General features: G+C 70.5%; 19 protein-coding genes. 5 read left to right on the top strand and 14 right to left on the bottom strand.

Annotated elements, in window-relative coordinates:
* Positions 1–5: 5 nt before the first annotated feature.
* The 13 genes from ACO2Q2_RS09275 to ACO2Q2_RS09215 all read right to left on the bottom strand — a co-directional run bounded on the left by ACO2Q2_RS09275 (position 6) and on the right by ACO2Q2_RS09215 (position 11,591).
* Complete coding sequence (locus ACO2Q2_RS09275) at positions 6–929, bottom strand: PIG-L deacetylase family protein (RefSeq protein ID WP_423255484.1); 924 nt, start codon at positions 927–929, stop codon at positions 6–8.
* A 32-nt stretch (positions 930–961) separates the two neighbouring features.
* Positions 962–1,897 (bottom strand): DNA polymerase III subunit delta', encoded by a 936-nt coding sequence (gene holB / locus ACO2Q2_RS09270; protein ID WP_423255483.1) that lies wholly within the window; start codon positions 1,895–1,897, stop codon positions 962–964.
* On the bottom strand, positions 1,894–2,526 hold the full coding sequence (tmk, locus tag ACO2Q2_RS09265; RefSeq protein WP_423255482.1) for a dTMP kinase: 633 nt from the start codon (positions 2,524–2,526) through the stop codon (positions 1,894–1,896). The genes holB and tmk overlap by 4 nt, the downstream gene beginning before the upstream one ends.
* Positions 2,523–3,524 (bottom strand): endolytic transglycosylase MltG, encoded by a 1,002-nt coding sequence (gene mltG, locus ACO2Q2_RS09260; RefSeq protein WP_423255481.1) that lies wholly within the window; start codon positions 3,522–3,524, stop codon positions 2,523–2,525. The genes tmk and mltG overlap by 4 nt, the downstream gene beginning before the upstream one ends.
* Before the next feature lie 50 nt (positions 3,525–3,574).
* The gene (gene pabC, locus ACO2Q2_RS09255) at positions 3,575–4,399 is read right to left on the bottom strand and encodes an aminodeoxychorismate lyase (protein WP_423255480.1); all 825 of its coding nucleotides are present in this window, start codon (positions 4,397–4,399) and stop codon (positions 3,575–3,577) included.
* Positions 4,399–5,748 carry an aminodeoxychorismate synthase component I gene (locus ACO2Q2_RS09250; protein ID WP_423255479.1) on the bottom strand — a complete coding sequence of 450 codons (1,350 nt, stop codon included), beginning with the start codon at positions 5,746–5,748 and terminating at the stop codon, positions 4,399–4,401. The genes pabC and ACO2Q2_RS09250 overlap by 1 nt, the downstream gene beginning before the upstream one ends.
* Positions 5,749–5,755: 7 nt before the next feature.
* Complete coding sequence (gene fabF / locus ACO2Q2_RS09245) at positions 5,756–7,045, bottom strand: beta-ketoacyl-ACP synthase II (protein WP_423255478.1); 1,290 nt, start codon at positions 7,043–7,045, stop codon at positions 5,756–5,758.
* 213 nt (positions 7,046–7,258) lie between these two features.
* Positions 7,259–7,498, bottom strand: a complete 240-nt coding sequence (gene acpP / locus ACO2Q2_RS09240) for an acyl carrier protein (protein ID WP_017462265.1) — start codon at positions 7,496–7,498, stop codon at positions 7,259–7,261.
* Positions 7,499–7,709: 211 nt separating this feature from the next.
* On the bottom strand, positions 7,710–8,453 hold the full coding sequence (fabG, locus tag ACO2Q2_RS09235) for a 3-oxoacyl-ACP reductase FabG (protein ID WP_423255477.1): 744 nt from the start codon (positions 8,451–8,453) through the stop codon (positions 7,710–7,712).
* Positions 8,454–8,487: 34 nt separating this feature from the next.
* Positions 8,488–9,435, bottom strand: a complete 948-nt coding sequence (gene fabD / locus ACO2Q2_RS09230) for an ACP S-malonyltransferase (RefSeq protein ID WP_423255475.1) — start codon at positions 9,433–9,435, stop codon at positions 8,488–8,490.
* A 303-nt stretch (positions 9,436–9,738) separates the two neighbouring features.
* Positions 9,739–10,713: a beta-ketoacyl-ACP synthase III gene (locus tag ACO2Q2_RS09225; RefSeq protein ID WP_423255473.1), complete on the bottom strand. Its 975-nt coding sequence runs from the start codon at positions 10,711–10,713 to the stop codon at positions 9,739–9,741.
* Positions 10,714–10,883: 170 nt separating this feature from the next.
* Positions 10,884–11,078 carry a 50S ribosomal protein L32 gene (rpmF, locus tag ACO2Q2_RS09220; protein ID WP_423255471.1) on the bottom strand — a complete coding sequence of 65 codons (195 nt, stop codon included), beginning with the start codon at positions 11,076–11,078 and terminating at the stop codon, positions 10,884–10,886.
* 36 nt (positions 11,079–11,114) lie between these two features.
* Positions 11,115–11,591, bottom strand: a complete 477-nt coding sequence (locus ACO2Q2_RS09215) for a YceD family protein (protein WP_423255470.1) — start codon at positions 11,589–11,591, stop codon at positions 11,115–11,117.
* Positions 11,592–11,788: 197 nt separating this feature from the next.
* On the opposite strand from ACO2Q2_RS09215, the gene ACO2Q2_RS09210 reads away from it, so the two are divergent.
* A complete protein-coding gene (locus tag ACO2Q2_RS09210; protein ID WP_423255543.1) occupies positions 11,789–12,232 on the top strand; it encodes a hypothetical protein in 444 nt (147 codons plus the stop codon).
* Complete coding sequence (locus ACO2Q2_RS09205; RefSeq protein ID WP_423255469.1) at positions 12,229–12,810, top strand: Maf family protein; 582 nt, start codon at positions 12,229–12,231, stop codon at positions 12,808–12,810. Before ACO2Q2_RS09210 ends, ACO2Q2_RS09205 begins: the two co-directional genes overlap by 4 nt.
* Positions 12,811–12,819: 9 nt before the next feature.
* Here ACO2Q2_RS09205 and ACO2Q2_RS09200 read toward each other — a convergent pair whose 3' ends face one another.
* Positions 12,820–14,442, bottom strand: a complete 1,623-nt coding sequence (locus tag ACO2Q2_RS09200; RefSeq protein ID WP_423255467.1) for a glycosyltransferase family 39 protein — start codon at positions 14,440–14,442, stop codon at positions 12,820–12,822.
* A 41-nt stretch (positions 14,443–14,483) separates the two neighbouring features.
* Here ACO2Q2_RS09200 and ACO2Q2_RS09195 point away from each other — a divergent pair, with 41 nt between their 5' ends.
* From ACO2Q2_RS09195 to ACO2Q2_RS09185, 3 genes are read left to right on the top strand one after another with little or no spacing between them, the layout of a single operon-like run.
* Complete coding sequence (locus tag ACO2Q2_RS09195; RefSeq protein ID WP_423255466.1) at positions 14,484–15,422, top strand: AAA family ATPase; 939 nt, start codon at positions 14,484–14,486, stop codon at positions 15,420–15,422.
* Positions 15,422–16,375: a DUF58 domain-containing protein gene (locus ACO2Q2_RS09190; RefSeq protein ID WP_423255465.1), complete on the top strand. Its 954-nt coding sequence runs from the start codon at positions 15,422–15,424 to the stop codon at positions 16,373–16,375. The genes ACO2Q2_RS09195 and ACO2Q2_RS09190 overlap by 1 nt, the downstream gene beginning before the upstream one ends.
* Complete coding sequence (locus ACO2Q2_RS09185; protein ID WP_423255464.1) at positions 16,372–18,351, top strand: transglutaminase TgpA family protein; 1,980 nt, start codon at positions 16,372–16,374, stop codon at positions 18,349–18,351. The genes ACO2Q2_RS09190 and ACO2Q2_RS09185 overlap by 4 nt, the downstream gene beginning before the upstream one ends.
* Positions 18,352–18,383 lie beyond the last annotated feature (32 nt).

Genomic DNA, 18,383 nt, shown 5'->3' with positions numbered 1-18,383 from the left:
CGCGTTCAGTGCGGCAGCTCGCACCAGCCCCAGTGATCGAAGATCCACGGCGACGGCAGCCGCCCCTGCAGTTTGGCGAATCGCGGCTCACCCGACCGCGCCGGCGAGGACGGCAGCCAGTAATCGCCGTCCGCGGAGCACACCCACGGCGCAGCCGCCCAGGGCCAAGTCGCGCCGCCGGTGGAATCGGCCACGGTGAGCATGAGCCATGACCACGCCAGGCGGGGCGGATGCCATGGCAGCGGCACACGGCCGCATTGCGCCACCAGCGGCAGGTAACGCTCCACGCGGGCGGCCAGCCGCGCCATCCTCGACGCACTCAGCGCGAGCTGGCTCGCATGACAGGCCAGCGCCATGCGCTTGCGTGCCTGCATGGCGGCATCGGACGGCAGGGCGAACCCGGCGCCCCCCTCCCGCGGTCCGCCGTGGACGCGGTACAGCCAGGTGGCCGGCACGATGCCGCGACCATGCATGGCCAGGCGCATCAGCACGTGGGCAGCAGCGTGATCGGGGTGGCGATCGTCCAGCGCCGGCATCGCCACGAGATCCGGGTCGAATGCATCCAGCACCGCGCGCAGCGCGGGCAGCGAGGCGGCCAGCTTGCACTGCACGCGTCGGGTCAGCCCCTGGTCGGGCCAGCCGAGTGCGGTGAATGCACCGTCGCGCATGCCGAGCACGGCCATTGCAGCACGGAACTCGCGACGACGGCGGGTGGCCCAGCGTGCGCGCTCGGCGGCGCCAATGCGCACGCGCCGCTCCAGCCAGCGTTGCGGCCACGGATTGTTGTCGCCATCGCTGAGCAGCAGCACGTGCACCGCGCCGCCCGCGGCGAGCACGCGCTGGATCAGCACGCCGGTGGCCAGCGTCTCGTCGTCGGGATGCGGCGCCACCACCAGCAGACGCGTCTGTGCGGAAAGGGACTGCAGCATGGACGGGGCCAGGCGGCTGGCGGTGCGGGCGCTCAGCGCCAGCGGGCCAGCAGCTCCAGCAGGATGAGGTCGCCGCGCAGCGGGCCGCGCAACGATTCGCGGGCACGGTTGGCGCTGGCGTACCAGTCCGCCAGCGCGGTCGGCTCGAGGGCGCTGGCCAGCGGACCGGCCGCGCCGGAAAGTTTCGCCTTCGTTTCCTCGGCCACCGCCTGGGCGGCAAACCAGACCCGCTGCGCGGGTTCGCTGTCCAGCCAGCGGCGCACCACCTCCACCGCCTCGCCGCGGCCGGCGGCCAGTGCGGCGAGGTCCTTGCGCACCTCGCGACGCCGATCGAGCGCCCCCTCCTGCGCCCAGCGCTGCGCCAGCCCCGGGTTGCCACCCGCCGCCTGCAGCGCCGCGGCGGCATCCGCCACGCCCCGCGTCCCGAGCCAGGCCAGCGCCTGCCCGGCCGCCGGCAGGTGGAACTCGACACGCTGGCAGCGGCTGCGGATCGTCTGCGGCAGCCGCCACGGCGCGTCGGCGACCAGCACCAGCATGGTCTGTGCCGCTGGTTCCTCCAGCGTCTTCAGCAGTGCATTGGCAGCGGCCGCGTTGAGCGCATCGGCCGGGTCGATGCTGGCGATCTGCCAGCCGCCGAACTGGCTGGACATCGCCAGCCGTGCCGACAGCTCGCGGATCTGGTCGATCACGATCTCGCTGCGCTGCACGCCATCCTTGCGCAGGCCATAGGTGAGCGTGACACGATCGGGATGCGTGCCCGCGGCCTGCAGGGCGCAGCTGCGGCAGTGGCCACAGGCCTCGCCATCGACCGGCTGCAGGCACAGCAACCCGCGCACCAGGCGCTCGGCGAAGGCGCGCTTGCCCAGGCCTTCCGGACCGCAGATCAACAGCGCGTGCGGCATCGCCCCACGGGCGCGACGCGCCTGCAGGCGCGCCCAGTGCTCCTCCTGCCATGGCATGCCGCTCATGCTGCGCGCTCCAGCAGCGGCGCCAGCGCGGCGATCGCCGCGGTCAGCACCTGCGCCGGCGTGCCACCGGCGTCGATCACGCGGAAACGCTGCGGCTCGGCCTGCACCCGCGCCCGGTACACGGCACGCACGCGTTCGAAGAACGCGTCCGCCTCCGCCTCGATACGATCGGCGTCGCCGCGCCCGGCCGCGCGCGCGCGGCCGGCGGCGACGGGAAGATCCAGCAGCAGGGTGAGATCGGGGGTGACGCCCGCACAGGCCCAGGCTTCGAGCGCCGCGATGCGCTCCATCGGCTGGCCGCGGCCGCCGCCCTGGTAGGCGTAGCTGGCGTCGGCGTAGCGGTCGCACAGCACCCACTGCCCGGCATCCAGCGCCGGCACGATGCATTCGCGCACCAGTTGCGCGCGCGAGGCGAACATCAGCAGCAGCTCGCTCTCCGCGCTCATGCCGCGCATGGCCGGGTCGAGCAGGATCTGCCGCAGCGCCTCGCCCAGCGGCGTGCCGCCGGGCTCGCGCGTCTGCAGCAGGTTTATGCCCTGCCCCGCCAGGTGATCGCGCAGACCGGCCAGCAGGGTGCTCTTGCCCGCGCCTTCGCCGCCTTCGAGGCTGATGAACCTGCCTCGCCTCATCGCTGGCACCGCTTGAGCTGGTAGCAGGCGACGTTGCGGTTGTGCTCGGCCAGCGTGCTGGCGAACACGTGCGTGCCGTCGCCGCGCGCCACGAAGTACAGGGCCTTGCCGGGCGCCGGGTGCAGCACCGCCTCGATCGCCGGTTTGCCCGGCAGGGCGATCGGCGTGGGCGGCAGGCCGGCGCGGGTGTAGGTGTTGTAGGGCGTATCGGTGGTGAGGTCGCTGCGGCGGATGTTGCCCGCATAGCTCGCCCCCATGCCGTAGATCACGCTCGGATCGGTCTGCAGCAGCATGTGGTTCTCCAGCCGGCGCACGAACACACCGGCAATGCGCCTGCGCTCGTCGGCGCGGCCGGTTTCCTTCTCCACGATGGAGGCAAGGATCAGCGCATCGTACGGCGTCGCCAGCGGCAGGTCGGCGTCACGGCCGGGCCACAGCGTGTCGAGCGTCTTGCGCATCGCCGCGTGTGCGCGCTTGAGCAGGTCCACGTCGCTGTCGCCTTTCACGTAGGCATAGGTCTCAGGCAGGAAGCGCCCTTCCGGCGTCTCGCCGGGCGCGCCGATCTTCTGCATCAGCGCGGCGGCGTCCAGGCCGGTGGTGAGGTGCTGCAGCTTGCCGGCCTTGTCGAGGGCGGCGCGCAGCTCGGCGAAGGTCCAGCCGTCGACGATGGTGAAGTCGTGCTGCAGCACGCGACCGCTGGCCATGTCCTCGAGCAGCACGCGCGGCGTGATGCCAGGCGGCAGTGCGTACTCGCCTGCGTGCAGCCTGCCGGCCACCCGCATCCGCTCGGCCAGCGCCCGCCAGTACAGCGGCGGCGCCGCGCTCAGGCCCTGCCCGCGCAGCTGCGCCACGATCTGCTTGAAGCCGCTGCCCCTGGCGATGTCGATCGAGCTGCCGGCCGCCGGCACCTGCAGCGGCGTGCGGCTGAAGCGGTCCAGATCATGCCAGAGCCAGCCGGCGACGCCCGCGGCGGCCAGCACGAGGACCACCAGCAGCATGCGCCAGCGCGCACCACCCCTCATTCCGCCACCACTCATGCCCGCACGACTCATGCCTGCTCCAACGGAAAACCGAGGTCGCGCCAATGCCGCTGCAGCGCGCGCGTCACCGGACCGGGGGCGAAGACCTTGTCGCCGACGGCCTGAACCGGCAGGATGCCGCGGACGCTCGACGTGAGGAAGACCTCGCCCGCATCGAGCAGCGCGTCCAGGCGCAGGTCGCGCACCTGCGCACGAGCCTGCGCCGCCAGCACCTCGGCCCGCGCCACGCCGGCCACGCCGCAGCGATCGAGCGCCGGGGTCACCGGCACGCCGTCGATTACCGCGAAGACGTTCGCCATCGTGGCGCAGATCACGCGCCCTGCCGCGTCCAGCAGCAGGCCTTCGGCGATCGCCGGATCGCTCCATTCAGCGCGCGCCAGCACCTGCTCCAGCCGGTTGAGATGCTTGAGCCCAGCCAGGCGCGGCTGCTCGGCCAGGCGCAACTCGCAGACGCGCACGCGGATGCCCTGCGACGCAGCGCGCCAGTCCAGTGGCGGCATGGGGAAGGCCGTCACGATGCGGGTCGGCTGCGCGACCGCGGGCGGCGCATAACCGCGCGCGCCCTCGCCACGCGTCACCGTGATGCGCACGGCAGCCGCATCCATGCCGCTGGCGACGACCTGCAACTCGGCGGCCAGCAGGCCGGCTTCCGGCGCCGGCAAGCCGAGGCGTGCGCAGCCCTCCGCCAGTCGCGCCATGTGCCGCGGCCACAGCGGAGCCACGCCGCCGACCACGCGCACCGTCTCGAACAGACCATCGCCGTAGAGCAGCCCACGATCGCGCGACGACACCGTGGCGCCGGCCTGCCCGTTGATCAGCTCGCGCGCCGCCATCAGCCGGCCGCGCCCAGCGCCCGCAACAGGCCGCGCGCCTTTGCCCGCGTTTCGTCGAGTTCGTTCGCTGCCACCGAGTCGGCCACGATGCCCGCTCCGGCGCGCAGGCTGACGCTGGCGCCCATCTGGGTCAGCGTGCGGATGAGGATGTTGAGGTCCATGTCGCCGTTGCGATCGAGATAGCCGAGCGCACCGGTGTAGGCCCCGCGCGGGGCATCTTCGAGCGCGGCGATGATCTCCATGCAGCGCACCTTGGGACAGCCGGTGATGGTGCCGCCGGGGAACGTGGCGGCGATCAGTTGTCCCGGCGTCACCTCCGGGCGCAGCCGTCCGCGCACGTTCGACACGATGTGGTGTACGTGGGCGTAGCTCTCCACCACCATCAGCTCGTCGACCTCCACCGTGCCGGGCACGCAGACGCGACCGAGGTCGTTGCGCTCCAGGTCGATCAGCATGACGTGTTCGGCGCGCTCCTTCGGGTGCGCACTCAGCTCGCGGATGCGCGCCAGCTCGTCGTCGCCGGCCACGCGCGGACGGGTGCCGGCGATCGGACGCGTCTGCGCCATGCCGCCACGCGATTCCACCAGCCGCTCCGGCGAGGAGCTGGCGATGGCCCAGCCCGGCTGCTGCAGCAGGCCGGCGAACGGCGCCGGATTGGCGCGGCGCAGTGCGTCGTACAGCGCGACCGGCGATGGAGCCTCGGCAAACCCGGCGTGCCACGCGCGCGACAGGTTGACCTGGAAAATGTCGCCGGCGCGCAGGTGCTCGTGGATCCGTTCCACGCCGTCCAAAAAGCGCTCGGGCGAGTCTTCCAGCAGCGCGGCAGGGGCAGCGAGCGGCGGCAGCGTGTCGACCCGGGCCAGATCCGCCTCCAACTGATCGAGCAGATGTTCGCAGCCCGATTCGGCCACCAGCACGGTATGGCCGGCAGCATGGTCGACGATGGCCGCAGCAGGACAGCGCAGGGCGCATGCCAGCGGCAGCGGCTCGGGCGCGCGCAGGCGCAGGCGCGGCTCGATCTGGCCGACCAGCTCGTAGCTCAGGAACAGCAGCCAGCCACCGTGGAATGGCAGCGTACTGATCTCGTCACGCGCGGTGCGCGCGGCGAGCCACTGCCCATCCAGCACGTCGAGGAAGCGACCCTCGTGCACACGCCCGTCCTGGTCGCGCACCACGCCGTCGCCGTGCACGGCCAGCGACTCGCGACCGGCCATGAAAAGGATGTCGTAGCGCGCCTGCGGCGTGCCGCGCACCACGCTCTGCAGCAAGCCTGGATAGCGCTGCGCAAATGCAACGGCCGGCGCGAGCAGGTCGCGCCGGCCGCCAAGGATGCGGCGATGGCCGTCCATTCGCCGCTCAGAGGCGTCGGAAGGCGAGCGTGCCGTTGGTGCCGCCAAAGCCGAACGAGTTGGAGATGGCCACGTCGAGCTTGGCATGCTCGGCCCGGTTCGCGACCAGATCCATCCCGAGTGCGGCGACTTCCGGATCGACCTCATCCAGGTTCATGGTCGGCGGCATGACGCCATCGCGCAACGCCATGATCGAGAAGATCGCCTCCACGCCGCCGGCAGCACCGAGCAGGTGACCGGTGACCGACTTGGTGGAGCTGACTGCGAATTGCCCCTTCTTCGTGGCGTGCTCGCCGAACACATTGCGGATGGCCTTGGCCTCGCCGAGGTCACCCACCGGCGTGGAGGTGCCGTGCGCGTTGACGTACTGCACGTCCGACGGATCGAGCTGCGCATCGTGCAAGGCATTGCGCATGGCCAGCTCGGCACCATCGCCGCTCGGCGCGGTGATGTGGTACGCGTCGCCGCTCATGCCGAAGCCGATGATCTCGGCCAGGATGTTGGCGCCACGCGCCCTGGCGAACTCGTACTCCTCCAGCATCAGCATGCCGGCGCCGTTGGAAAGCAGGAAACCGTCGCGACCGACATCCCACGGGCGGCTGGCATGCTTCGGATCGTCGTTGCGGGTGGACATCGCCTTGGCCGAGCAGAAACCCGCCATCGCCGTGGGCGTGGTGGCGAACTCGGCGCCGCCCGCCAGCATCGCATCGGCATCGCCGTACTGGATCAGGCGCATCGCCATGCCGATGTTGTGCGCGGCGGTGGTGCATGCCGAGACCAGCGCGATGTTCGGCCCCTTCAGGCCGTGGTAGATCGAAAGATTGCCCGCGACCATGTTGATGATCGAACTGGGCACGTAGAACGGCGACACCTTGCGCGGGCCCTTCTCGGCCAGCTCCAGCGTGGTGGCCTCGATCGTGTGCAGGCCGCCGATGCCGGCGCCGGCAGCCACGCCGATGCGGTCGGCGTTTGCCTCCGTCACCACGATGCCGGACTGGCGCAATGCGTGGGTGCCGGCCACGATGCCGTAATGGATGAACGGGTCCATCCGCTTGAAGTCCTTGCCGATCGAACGCTGCTCGTCCGCCGGCACATCGGTGCCCTGGAAATAGGCGGCGACGGGATCGAAATCGCCGACTTCGCCGGCGATGCGGGTCGCGTAGGCACTGGCATCGAACGTCGTGACCGGGCCGATGCCGCTGTTGCCCTCCAGGACATTCTTCCAGGCGGTGGCAATGTCGTTGCCGACCGGCGAAATGATGCCCATGCCGGTCACTACCACGCGTCGCTTGCTCATGCTCTTGAATTCCTTGCTGATGCGATTTGTCGCCCTTCGCAACGGAAGATCCGCGCGTCGGACACGTCTCGAAACCCGTGTACGCCGGGCGCACACCATACGGGATCGGACGTTGCAGATTGCAGAAACGAAAACTGCGCCAGGATGGCGCAGCTCTCGCTATCGGTTCGCGGCGGAACAGGCACCCGGGGGCGCCCGCATGCCGCGACGCGATCACTCCTTGGAGTGGGCCTTGATGTAATCGACGGCCTGCTGCACGGTGGTGATCTTCTCGGCTTCCTCATCCGGGATCTCGGTTTCGAACTCTTCTTCCAGCGCCATCACCAGCTCGACCGTGTCCAGCGAATCTGCGCCCAGATCGTCCACGAACGAAGCGTTCGCCGTGACTTCATCTTCCTTCACGCCCAGCTGCTCGATGACGATTTTCTTGACGCGTTCTTCGATGGTGCTCATGTTGCCAAACCTCCCAAGGAGAAAATTTCATGCTGCGCCGGCGGGTTCCGGCATAAGCCTGCGGGTCGCGTGCCCGGAGGGCATGCCACGAACCGCTGACGGTGGAGCCACGCAGGCCACGGGGCCGGCGCGCGAAGGGCGCATTGTCGCCTAAAACGGGGCTGGTGGCGACAAGGAAGCCAATCCGGGGCGGCGCCATGCGCCGCCGTGATCACGGCATGTACATGCCGCCGTTGACGTGCAGCGTCTCGCCGGTGATGTAGGCCGCCGCCGGCGACGCCAGAAAGCCCACCGCCTTGGCGATGTCGCTCGCCTGACCCAGGTGGCCCAGCGCGATCTGGCCGAGCAGGCCGCTGCGCTGTTCCTCGCTGAGCGCGCGCGTCATGTCGGTGTCGATGAAACCCGGCGCCACCACGTTCACCGTGATGCCGCGGCTGCCGATCTCGCGCGCCAGCGATTTGGAGAACGCGATGATGCCGGCCTTGGCCGCCGCGTAGTTGGACTGGCCCGGGTTGCCGGTGACACCGACCACCGAGGCGATCGAGACGATGCGGCCCTTGCGCGCCTTCATCATGCCGCGCATCACCGCCTTGGAGGTGCGGTAGACCGAGGTGAGATTGGTGTCGAGGATCGCCTGCCAGTCCTCGTCCTTCATGCGCATCAGCAGCTGGTCGCGGGTGATGCCGGCGTTGTTGACGAGGATGGAAACGGCACCGAATTCCCTGGCGATGCCGTCGATCAGTCCGTCGACGGCGGCGCCGTCGGTGACATCGAGCCTGCGCCCGTGGCCACCGTGCGGCGCCAGCCGCTCGCCGATCGCGGTCGCGCCGCCGTCGCTGGTCGCGGTGCCGATCACGGTGGCGCCCATCGCGGCCAGCTCGTCGGCAATCGCCGCGCCGATGCCGCGGCTGGCGCCGGTGACCAGCGCGACCTCGCCCTTGAGTACGTCGTTCATGTGGATGTCCTTGCAGTTTCGGAATCGGGAGAGCTCAGACCCACTCGGTGCGGGTGGCCCCGAAGTCGCCCGGCGTGCCGAGCGCACGTGCCTCGATGGACCTGTCGATGCGCTTGACCAGTCCGGCCAGCACCTTGCCCGGCCCGCACTCGGCGATGCGGGTGGCGCCGCCGGCGACCAGCGCCTGCACGCAGCCGGTCCAGCGCACCGGCAGGTAGAGCTGGCTGACCAGCGCCTCGCGAATCGACTCGACGCCGTCATGGACGCGAGCGTCCACGTTCTGCACCACGGGAATCTTCGGCGCGTGCCAGGCATACGCGGTCATCGCCTCGGCCAGCCGGTTGGCGGCCTCGCGCATCAGCGGCGTGTGCGAGGGCACGCTCACCGGCAGTTTCACCGCCTTGCGCACGCCGCGCTCGGCCAGCAGCGCCAAGGCCTTGTCCACCGCGTCGGCATGACCGCCGATCACCACCTGGCCCGGCGAATTGAAGTTGGCCGCCACCACCACCTGCACGCCCGAGGCGTCGCGGCAGGCCTGCTCGACCACCGTATCCTCCGCGCCGAGCACGGCGGCCATCGCGCCCGAACCTTCCGGCGCGGCCTCCTGCATCGCCTGGCCGCGGATGCGCACCAGGTGCGCGGCGTCACGCAGCGCGATCGCCTCGGCGGCGACCAGCGCGCTGTACTCGCCCAGGCTGTGGCCCGCCAACCGGGCCGGCACCGCGCCGCCCTGCGCGCACCACAGGCGCCATACCGCCACGCTGGCGGCCAGCAGGGCCGGCTGGGTGTATTCGGTGCGGTTGAGCTGCTGTTCCGGACCCTGCTGGCTGAGGACCCACAGGTCGACGCCCGCGCCGTCCGACGCTTCGTCGAACGTGGCCTTCACTTCCGGATGCAGTTCGGCCAGCTCGGCCAGCATGCCGACCGACTGGGAACCCTGGCCGGGAAAGACGAAGGCCAGCGAAGAAACGGGTGCGCTCATGGAAACAGGAACCGTTGGCGGAAAGGCGGGCATGGTGCCAGCATTCGATGGCGTACGCAGCCGTATCGCGAAGTTTCGTGTCGTAGAACGCAGATGCCGCCCTAGGAGCGTGGGCCGTAGAAACTTTGGATAGCGAGATTGGGCTATCGCCATAGGATGCGTCTATCGGAGGGTGCGCATAGTCACACTATGCAAGCCCGACGAGAGGCGCAGCCTATGGATGAGAGCACAATCGCAGCCCAAAGATTTCTACGGCCCACGCTCCTAGAGGGCGGCGTCTGGAGTGGTGCGCAGCAGGATCGGTCAGTAGCGCAGCAGCGCCGACGCCCAGGTAAATCCGCCGCCGAAGGCCTCCAGCAACAGGGTCTGTCCGCGCTGCACCTTGCCCGAGCGCACCGCGTAGTCCAGCGCCAGCGGCACCGAGCCCGAGGACGTGTTGGCGTGCTTGTCGACCGTCACCACCACCCGCTCCATCGACATCTTCAGCCGCTTGGCCGTGGCCTCGATGATGCGCAGGTTGGCCTGGTGCGGAATCAGCCAGTCGATGTCCGACTCCTGCATGCCGGCGGCCTGCAGCGTCTCGTCAACCAGCGAATCGAGCGTCCTCACCGCCACCTTGAACACCTCGCGACCGGCCATGCGGATGCGCACGCCATGATTCGGCTCGTCGGTGAAGCCGACGGACACGCCGACCGGGTTGTACAAGAGATCCCTGTGGCCACCGTCCGCGTGCAGGCAGGTGGCGTAGATGCCCGGCTCGCCGGACGCTTCGAGTACCACCGCACCCGCGCCGTCGCCGAACAGCACGCAGGTCTCGCGCTCGGTCCAGTCGACCATGCGCGTAAGCGTCTCGGCGCCGATCACCAGCACCTTCTTCGACTGCCCGCTCCGGATGAACTTGTCGGCGACACCCAGCGCATACACGAAGCCCGAGCAGGCCGCATTCACGTCAAATGCCGCGCAGCCGTTGGCGCCGATGCGGTGCTGCACCAGGCAGGCGGTGGACGGAAAGATGATGTCCGGCGTGGTCGTGCCCAGCACGATCAGGTCCAGCTCGGATGCCTTGACGCCGGCCGCCTCCAGCGCACGCTGCGCCGCGGTCACGGCGAGGTCGGAGGTGGTTTCGCCATCGGCAACCACATGCCGCTCGCGGATGCCGGTGCGGGTCCGGATCCACTCGTCGCTGGTGTCGACGATCTTCTCGAGGTCGGCGTTGGTGAGGACGCGATCCGGCAATGCGCTGCCGGTGCCGGTGATGCGGGAAAAGATCGGGGTCATTCAACTATCCATTGGCACGGTCGCTCGGGGTGTCCGCTGCTTCCACGCCAAGGGTGGAGAAGGCCGCACCGGAACCGACAAAGTACGTTCGCCTGCGCACAAAAGCAAAGCGGCGCGTTACCGCGCCGCCTTGTCACCGGAATCGGTCACCGGAATCGCACAGGAACCGATCAATCCTCTTCGACGGCCGCCACGGCGGTGTCGATGACCTTCTTGCCGCGGTAGTAACCGTCGGCAGTCACGTGGTGGCGCAGGTGCACCTCGCCGCTGGTCGGGTCGGTCGACAGCTGCACGGTCTTCAGCTTGTCGTGCGAACGACGCATGCCGCGGGTGGACGGGGTCTTGCGGCTCTTGGCAACGGCCATGGCGGATCTCCAACGTAATCGCTTGTTTCGAGCGGGTTATTTCTTGAGTTCGCGCAACACCGCGAACGGGTTATCGGTACGTCCCTCGTCGGCACTCTCGTCCGCCGGCGGGCTTGTCACTTCTTCGGGCAGCTGGCTGTCCGGATTGACCGGGACCAGCGGCAGCGCCAACAACAGTTCGTCCTCGATGACCTCGACCAGCATCAGTTTGCCGTCGTCCTCCACCAGCAGCGGCTCGCAGTCGGGCGACAGCCCCGACTCCTCGCGCTCCGACCGGATCAGGCCCAGCCGGTTGCACACCGAGACCGGCAGCACGAACGGCTCCAGCGAACGCTGGCAGGTCACGCTCAGCGGCGCATCGGCACGCACATCGAGATACGCCATGCCCAACTCGTCGCGACCGAACTCCAGCTCGAATCCGATCTCCCCGTCGCTGCCTGCCAGCATCCCGCACAGGCGGGGCATCGAGGCCACAGGAAGCGTTCCGACGAAGGAACGCCGCGCCGTGACCATGCGCCAAGCATCCACGGACTCTGGCAGTGTCACGGACATAATCGCGAAATTATGGGTTTGCCCACGCCCCAAGTCAACCATGAAGCGGCACCGCGCAACCCGGAGCATCGCGCAGGCGCACTTTGCCTGCGCCGCCCCGCTTGCGGCAGACTGGCTACCCGACGATTTCCGGCGAATCCAGCCCTGTGACCCCCCAGATGATGATAGCCGGCGGCGCGGCCCTGTTCGGGCTACTGGTGGTGCTGGTCGCCGTGATCCTCAACCAGCGCAGGCGCGAATGGCGGCGCAATGCCAGCCTGCAGACCCTGCTGGATCTGGCCGACCGGCTGGAAGCGGATCTGAAGACCTGCCGCAGCGGCCTGCAGCAGGCGCACGCGGTGATGTCGGTCAATCCGGACACGCCGCAGGCCAGCGAAAAGGACGCGCACCAGGCCATCGACGCCGGCCTGCGCGCGCTGCTGCAGCAGCGCCTGTGGATTCGCGACTGCTCCGCCTGGGCCAGCCAGCAGCAACTCGATGCCACCGCGCAGTCGATGCGCGACACGCGTGGCCGCCTCGAACCCCTGCTGAGCGCGCTGAACCAGGCCCAGCACGACCTGGACAACGCCATGCGCGATCACATTCGCGGCCCCGGCGCATGACCGCGCCGATCGTGCTCGGTTCGACCTCGCGCCATCGCGCCGAGCTGCTGCGCCGCCTGCTGGCGGACTTCACCCAGGCCGCGCCGGGCGTCGATGAAGCCGCGCGGCCGGACGAGGCACCGGCCGCGCGGGCGCTGCGGCTGGCGATCGCCAAGGCCGCGGCGGTGGCGCGGACCCATCCGCAGGCACTGGTGATCGGCTCGGACCAGGTGGCCGAACTCGGCGGCGCCGTGCTGGACAAGCCCGGCACGCCGGAGCGCGCGCGCCGGCAGCTGCGCGCCAGCAGCGGTCGCACGGTGCGTTTCCACACCGCGCTGTGCCTGCTCGATGCGCGCAGCGGCGTCAGGCACACCCACGTCGACCTTACCCGGGCCGTCTTCCGCGCCCTCGGCGACGGCGAGATCGCCCGCTATGTCGAGCGCGAACAGCCGCTGGACTGTGCCGGCAGCTTCAAGTGCGAGGCGCTGGGCATCAGCCTGTTCGAGCGCATCGAGACCGACGACCCCAGCGCGCTGGTCGGCCTGCCGCTGATCGCCCTGGCGCGCCTGCTGCGCGCCGCGGGACACCCGATTCCCTGAGCGGTTCGATCAAGGCGCCGTCTCGGCCGCATGCGCCGCGCGCCAGAGCGGACAGGCCGCGCGCTCGGCCGGCGTGGCCGGCAGCGCGGAAGGCGCCACCGTCGGCACCCGCCCGCGATAGAAGGCAAAGCGCTTGCGGCCGTCGTAGAGATCCAGTCGTCCCGCGGCTTGCGGCGCATCGATGCGCCGGCACAGCGTGCCCTGCCAGGCCAGCCGTTCGCGCTCGCTCTGCGCGGTTTCCTCCACCACCAGCAGCATCGGCTGGCCCGCGTGCGCGGCGCGCAGACCCGCCTCGTCGCGCTGCCAGATCGCCAGCTGCGGCGCGCGGCCGTGCTTGATGTTCAGCGGGCTGTCCAGGCTGTAGACGGGCCGACTGTCGCCCGGACGATCGCCGTCGAGCGCGAAATCCAGTTCGGCCGCGAGCACGAAGTTGTCCGCCACCAGTACGGCGCCGCCGGTCCGCAGCGACGATGCCCGTGCCGCTGCCTCGCGCCATCCGACGAAGGCATACGGAAACGCCTTCAACCCGGCCAGGCGGGTCGCCCCGCCCGGCGTGGCGGCCGCGGCGAGGTAGGTCAGCCCCAGCACCTGTCCGGCAACCGCCAGGCCCAGTGCCGCGATCAGCCAGCGGCGGCCGGCGCGGGTGCCCTGCCCGGCCCACAGCAACGCAGGCAATACGGCGAGCAGCGGCAGATAGCCCGGCAGCGGCCAGTGCGCGCGAAAGCGCAGGTCGTCGGCAAACAGGCCCAGCACGAAATACAGCCCGAGAAAGCCCACCGCCACGAAGGCGATCACGTCCCATGGCGCGTCTTGGCGCCGCCGCCACGCCTGCCACGCCGCCCACAGCAGCAGCGCGTACAGCAACGGCGTGCAGGCCAGCGCCTGTTCCAGCGGCTGCGCCAGCGCATCGGCGTGGAACCGCCAGGGATTGCGGTCGACCAGTTGGAAGGCGATGCCGACACCACGCTGCTGCCAGTTGGACACCAGCAGCGGGATCAGGCCGAGCGACGCCACCGCCAATGCCAGCCACAGGCCACGACGTCGCCACAGCGCACGGCCGCGCGGTGCAAAGACGAAAAACCCCAGCCCGGCCAGCATCGGCATCGCCGCGCGGTAGTGCGCCATCCACGCCAGCGCGAGCGCGCCGCCGAGCAGCAGCCAGTCACGCATGCGGTTCGCTTCGGCCACCCGCTGCAGCGCGAGCACGGCCAGCATGATCGCCACCGTCAGCGGCACGTCCGGCACGGCAAGCACCCCAAGCGTGCCGGCCAGCGGCAGCGCCAGGCACAGCAGGCCGGCCTGCCAGCCGATACGCGCATCGAACCCCTCGCGGGCGAAGCGCACCACGATCCACGGCAACGCCGCGCCCAGCAGCAGGAACGGCCAGCGCATGCCGAGCAGGCCGTGCCCCGCCACGGTTTCGCCGAGGCGGATCAACCATGCGGTCAGCGGCGGCAGGTCGCTGTAGCCCCAGGCGAGGTGCCGGCTCTCCTGCCAGTAGAACGCCTCGTCGCTGAAAGGCGCGAGCGTCGCGGCGAGTGCGATCTTCACCAGCAGCAGTGCGACAAACGCCCCCAGGAACGCGGCTCGCCAGCGCGCGACGGGCGCGACTACACTGGATCGATCACGCATGCATCGCGCTCCGGTGCGCCACCAGGGAACTGCCTGACCACATGTCCGCCACTCCACTACGCGATGATCCCCTGCTGCGCCGCCTGGACGCAGCGCTGGCGCAGGTCAACCAGGTGCTGCTGGGCAAGCCGCGCCAGGTCAAGCTGGCCTTCGCCTGCCTGATCGCCGGCGGCCACCTGCTGCTGGAGGACGTGCCCGGCGTGGGCAAGACCACGCTGGCGCATGCGCTGGCCGCCACCTTCTCGCTCGACTTCCAGCGCGTGCAGTTCACCAGCGACCTGCTGCCGTCGGACATTATCGGGGTGAGCGTGTACGAGCGCGAGACGGCGCAGTTCCGCTTCCATCCCGGTCCGATCTTCGCCGGCCTGCTGCTCGCCGACGAGATCAACCGCGCCACGCCCAAGACGCAGAGCGCGCTGCTCGAGGCGATGGCCGAAGGCCAGGTCACGGTGGACGGCCAGACCCACGCGCTGCCGGTGCCGTTCTACGTGGTGGCCACGCAGAATCCGCTCGATCTCAACGGCACCTTCGCGCTGCCCGACTCGCAGCTGGACCGCTTCATGCTGCGCATCTCGCTGGGCTACCCCGATGCCGGCGCCGAACGCGCCCTGCTCACCGGCAGCGACCGCCGCGGCTTGCTGGCCCAGCTGCAGCCGCAGCTCGACGGCGCCGGCCTGCTCGAACTGCAGCATCGCGCGCAGGCGATCACCGCCAGCCAGGCGCTGCTCGATTACCTGCAGGCGCTGCTCGCAGCCAGCCGCCGGCACACCGAGATCCGCGTGGGCCTGTCGCCGCGGGCCGGCCTGTCGCTGCTCGCCGCCGCGCGCAGCTGGGCGCTGCTCAGCGGTCGCAGCCACGTGCTGCCGGAAGACCTGCAGGCCTTGTTCCTGCCGCTGGCCGGCCATCGGCTCGTGCCCAGCCGCGGCAGCAGCGGCGAAGCGCTCGCCCGCGAGCTGCTCGCCGAGGTGGCGGTGGACTGATGCCCGCTCCGCTGCACGCTCTGCAGCGCTGGGCCGAACGACGCCTGCCGGCGCTGACCCGCTACCGCCGCCCCGAGCCGCTGCCGATCGAACTGCACCGCCGTCGCATCTACATCGTGCCGACCGGCTTCGGCCTGGGCTTCGGCGTGCTGCTGCTGGTGATGCTGGTCGGCTCGCTCAACTACACCAACAACGCCGCCCTGCTGCTCACCTGCCTGCTCGGCGCGGCCAGCATGAGCTCCATGCTGCTGGCCTTTCGCGTGCTCGACGGCGTCACGCTCGCGCACATCCGCGCCGGCCATGCCACTGCCGGCCAGCCGATCGACCTGCACCTCACGTTCCGGGCGGCCCGTGCGCGCGAATCGGTGCGGGTGGATCTGGATGACGCCACCCAGGCCTTCGCCATCGGCGCGACCGGCGAGGCCGAGGTGGCGTTCTCCGTCGCCACCGAATTCCGCGGCTGGCAGCCGCTGCCGCGCCTGCGCGTGTGGAGCACCTGGCCGCTGGGCATGTTCCGCGCGTGGAGCTGGCTGTATCCGGAGCAGTCGGTGCTGGTGTGGCCGCGTCCGGAAGCGCGCGGCCCCGCCCCGCAGGCGCCGGACGAGGATCCCGCCCGCCGCCGCCTGCACCGTGGCGACGACCTCGCCGCCCTGCGCGACTACCGCGTGGGCGATCCGCAGCGGCACGTGGCGTGGAAGGCCAGCGCGCGCCACGAGGGCCTGCTGGTGAAGGACTTCGAGCAACCGCAGTCGCACGAGGAGTGGCGGCTGGACTGGCGCCAACTCGGCCATCTCGACAGCGAATCGCGCATCGCACGCCTCGCCCGCTGGGTCGGCGAGGCGCACGCCCAGCGCCGTCGCTACAGCCTGTGGCTGCCCACCCAGGAGATCGCCGCGGGCAGCGGCGCCGACCACTACGCACGCTGCATGAGCGCGCTGGCGCTGTTGCCGTGAACTGGCTGGCGCGACTGCTGCGCCGATCCGAGGCGCCGGCGCCGATCGAGCGGCGCAGCTTCGACTTCCTGGCGCTCACCATGCTCGGCGTGCTGACGCTGCACGCGCCGCATCTGCCGTGGTGGCTCAGCGGCGGCCTCGGCGGTGTGCTGGCATTGCGCTGGTGGCAGCGTCGGCGGCAACCGGGCAAGGCGGCCGCGTGGCTCAAGCTGCCGCTGATCGCCCTGCTCACGCTGGCGATCCTGACCACCTACGGCACGGTGTTCGGCCGCGCGCCCGGCTCGGCGCTGGCGGTGGGCCTGCTGGTGCTCAAGCTGCTGGAAAGCGAGACGCCGCGCGACGCGCGGGTCGGCATCGCGTTCGCCTGCTTCGCGCTGATGGCGGCGCTGCTGTTCGACCAGAGCCTGCTCATCACGATCGGCGTGGCGATCGGCCTGCTGCCGGCCTTTGCCGCACTGCGCGCGCTGGAACCGGCGCGCGTGCCGGCCAGTCTGCCGCGCCAGCTGCTGCCGGGCCTGGTGCTGCTGACCGCCTCGCTGCCGCTGACCCTGTTCGCCTTTGTGCTGGTGCCGCGGCTGAGCTCGCCGCTGTGGGGTGCGCCGCCGCGGGACGAAGCGCGCACCGGCCTGAGCAGCGAGATGTCGCCCGGTGCGATGACCGAGCTGCTGATCGACGACAGCCCGGCCATGCGCGTCGCCTTCGATGGCCCGATGCCGCCACGTGCGTCGCTGTATTTCCGCGCCTACGTGATGTGGAACTACGACGGCAGCAGCTGGCACGCCGTGGACATCGCCCACCGCCCGGCCGAGCCGATGGAGCCGGCCGATTCCATCGGCTACACCGTGACCCTGCTGCCCACCGGCCAGCGCGTGCTGCCCGCACTCGACGTGCCGCTGCAAACCGTGGATGGCGCCGAGCTGCGGCGCGAACGCACGCTGATGCGCGCGCGGCCGGTCAACGACACGCTCACCTACCACCTCACCTCCGCGCTGCGCTATCGGCTGCAGCCCACGCTGGAGCGCAACCACCGCGCGTCGCTGCAACTGCCGGCGGGCTTCAACCCCCGCACCCTCGCGCTGGGCCGGCAGTGGCGCGCGCGCCACGGCGACGACACCGCCGCCATCGTGCGCGCCGCGCTGGATCTGTTCCACGACGGCGGCTTCAGCTACACGCTGACGCCGGCGCCACTGGGCCGCGACGCCATGGACGATTTCCTGTTCGCCACGCGCGAAGGCTTCTGCGAGCACTACGCCTCGGCCTTCACCGTGCTGATGCGCGCAGCCGGCGTGCCGGCGCGTGTGGTCACCGGTTACCAGGGCGGCTTCTGGAACAGGTTCGGCAACTACCTGCTGGTGCGCCAGTCCGACGCGCACGCCTGGAGCGAAGTGTGGATGGCCGGGCGCGGCTGGGTGCGCGTGGACCCCACCGCGGCCGTGCGGCCCGAGCGGGTCAGCCTCGGCGCCGCGGCGGCGGCCGGCGGAAGCGATCGCCCCTGGTACCAGGACGCCTGGCTGCAGGGCCTGCGCAATCGCTGGGACATCGTCAACCGCTGGTGGGACAAGGGCGTTATCGGTTTCGATGCGCTGCGCCAGCGCGGCCTGCTCACGCCGTTCGGCGTGCAACAGACCGATACGCAGATGCTGACCCTGCTGCTGGTGCTGGGCAGCGTGCTGTTCGCCTCGATCGGCCTGGCCTGGGCGATGGCGCGGCGGGTGCGCGTCGACCCGGCACTGGCCGGCCTGCGACGACTGGAACGCCGGCTCGGCAAGGCGGGGGTGGTGCGGCGGCGCGGCGAAGGGCCACGGCACTACCTGCAGCGCGCCGCACGTGCCCTGCCCGGGCAGCGCGACACGTTGTTGCGGCTGATGGAGCAGTACCTGCAGCTGCGTTACGGCGAAACCGAACCGTCCCGTGAATCGCTGCGGGCCTTTCGACGCGCGGTGCGGGATTTTCACCTGCCGCGCGTGGTCCAATGAAGCCGACGCGATGGCACGGCCATCGTCCTGAG

It is taken from the genome of Dyella sp. KRB-257 (assembly GCF_049445995.1).
GTDB lineage: Bacteria > Pseudomonadota > Gammaproteobacteria > Xanthomonadales > Rhodanobacteraceae > Dyella_A.
This window is presented reverse-complemented; position numbering and strand designations above follow the sequence as displayed.

Coding starts and splice junctions, on each gene's coding strand:
- fabD (WP_423255475.1), bottom strand. CDS start 9,435: ATGAGCGCACCCGTTTCTTCGCTGGCCTTCGTCTTTCCCGGCCAGGGT.
- ACO2Q2_RS09225 (WP_423255473.1), bottom strand. CDS start 10,713: ATGACCCCGATCTTTTCCCGCATCACCGGCACCGGCAGCGCATTGCCG.
- fabF (WP_423255478.1), bottom strand. CDS start 7,045: ATGAGCAAGCGACGCGTGGTAGTGACCGGCATGGGCATCATTTCGCCG.
- ACO2Q2_RS09215 (WP_423255470.1), bottom strand. CDS start 11,591: ATGGTCACGGCGCGGCGTTCCTTCGTCGGAACGCTTCCTGTGGCCTCG.
- ACO2Q2_RS09250 (WP_423255479.1), bottom strand. CDS start 5,748: ATGGACGGCCATCGCCGCATCCTTGGCGGCCGGCGCGACCTGCTCGCG.
- ACO2Q2_RS09210 (WP_423255543.1), top strand. CDS start 11,789: ATGATGATAGCCGGCGGCGCGGCCCTGTTCGGGCTACTGGTGGTGCTG.
- holB (WP_423255483.1), bottom strand. CDS start 1,897: ATGAGCGGCATGCCATGGCAGGAGGAGCACTGGGCGCGCCTGCAGGCG.
- ACO2Q2_RS09205 (WP_423255469.1), top strand. CDS start 12,229: ATGACCGCGCCGATCGTGCTCGGTTCGACCTCGCGCCATCGCGCCGAG.
- fabG (WP_423255477.1), bottom strand. CDS start 8,453: ATGAACGACGTACTCAAGGGCGAGGTCGCGCTGGTCACCGGCGCCAGC.
- rpmF (WP_423255471.1), bottom strand. CDS start 11,078: ATGGCCGTTGCCAAGAGCCGCAAGACCCCGTCCACCCGCGGCATGCGT.
- mltG (WP_423255481.1), bottom strand. CDS start 3,524: ATGCTGCTGGTGGTCCTCGTGCTGGCCGCCGCGGGCGTCGCCGGCTGG.
- ACO2Q2_RS09275 (WP_423255484.1), bottom strand. CDS start 929: ATGCTGCAGTCCCTTTCCGCACAGACGCGTCTGCTGGTGGTGGCGCCG.
- ACO2Q2_RS09200 (WP_423255467.1), bottom strand. CDS start 14,442: ATGCGTGATCGATCCAGTGTAGTCGCGCCCGTCGCGCGCTGGCGAGCC.
- tmk (WP_423255482.1), bottom strand. CDS start 2,526: ATGAGGCGAGGCAGGTTCATCAGCCTCGAAGGCGGCGAAGGCGCGGGC.
- ACO2Q2_RS09190 (WP_423255465.1), top strand. CDS start 15,422: ATGCCCGCTCCGCTGCACGCTCTGCAGCGCTGGGCCGAACGACGCCTG.
- pabC (WP_423255480.1), bottom strand. CDS start 4,399: ATGGCGGCGCGCGAGCTGATCAACGGGCAGGCCGGCGCCACGGTGTCG.
- ACO2Q2_RS09195 (WP_423255466.1), top strand. CDS start 14,484: ATGTCCGCCACTCCACTACGCGATGATCCCCTGCTGCGCCGCCTGGAC.
- acpP (WP_017462265.1), bottom strand. CDS start 7,498: ATGAGCACCATCGAAGAACGCGTCAAGAAAATCGTCATCGAGCAGCTG.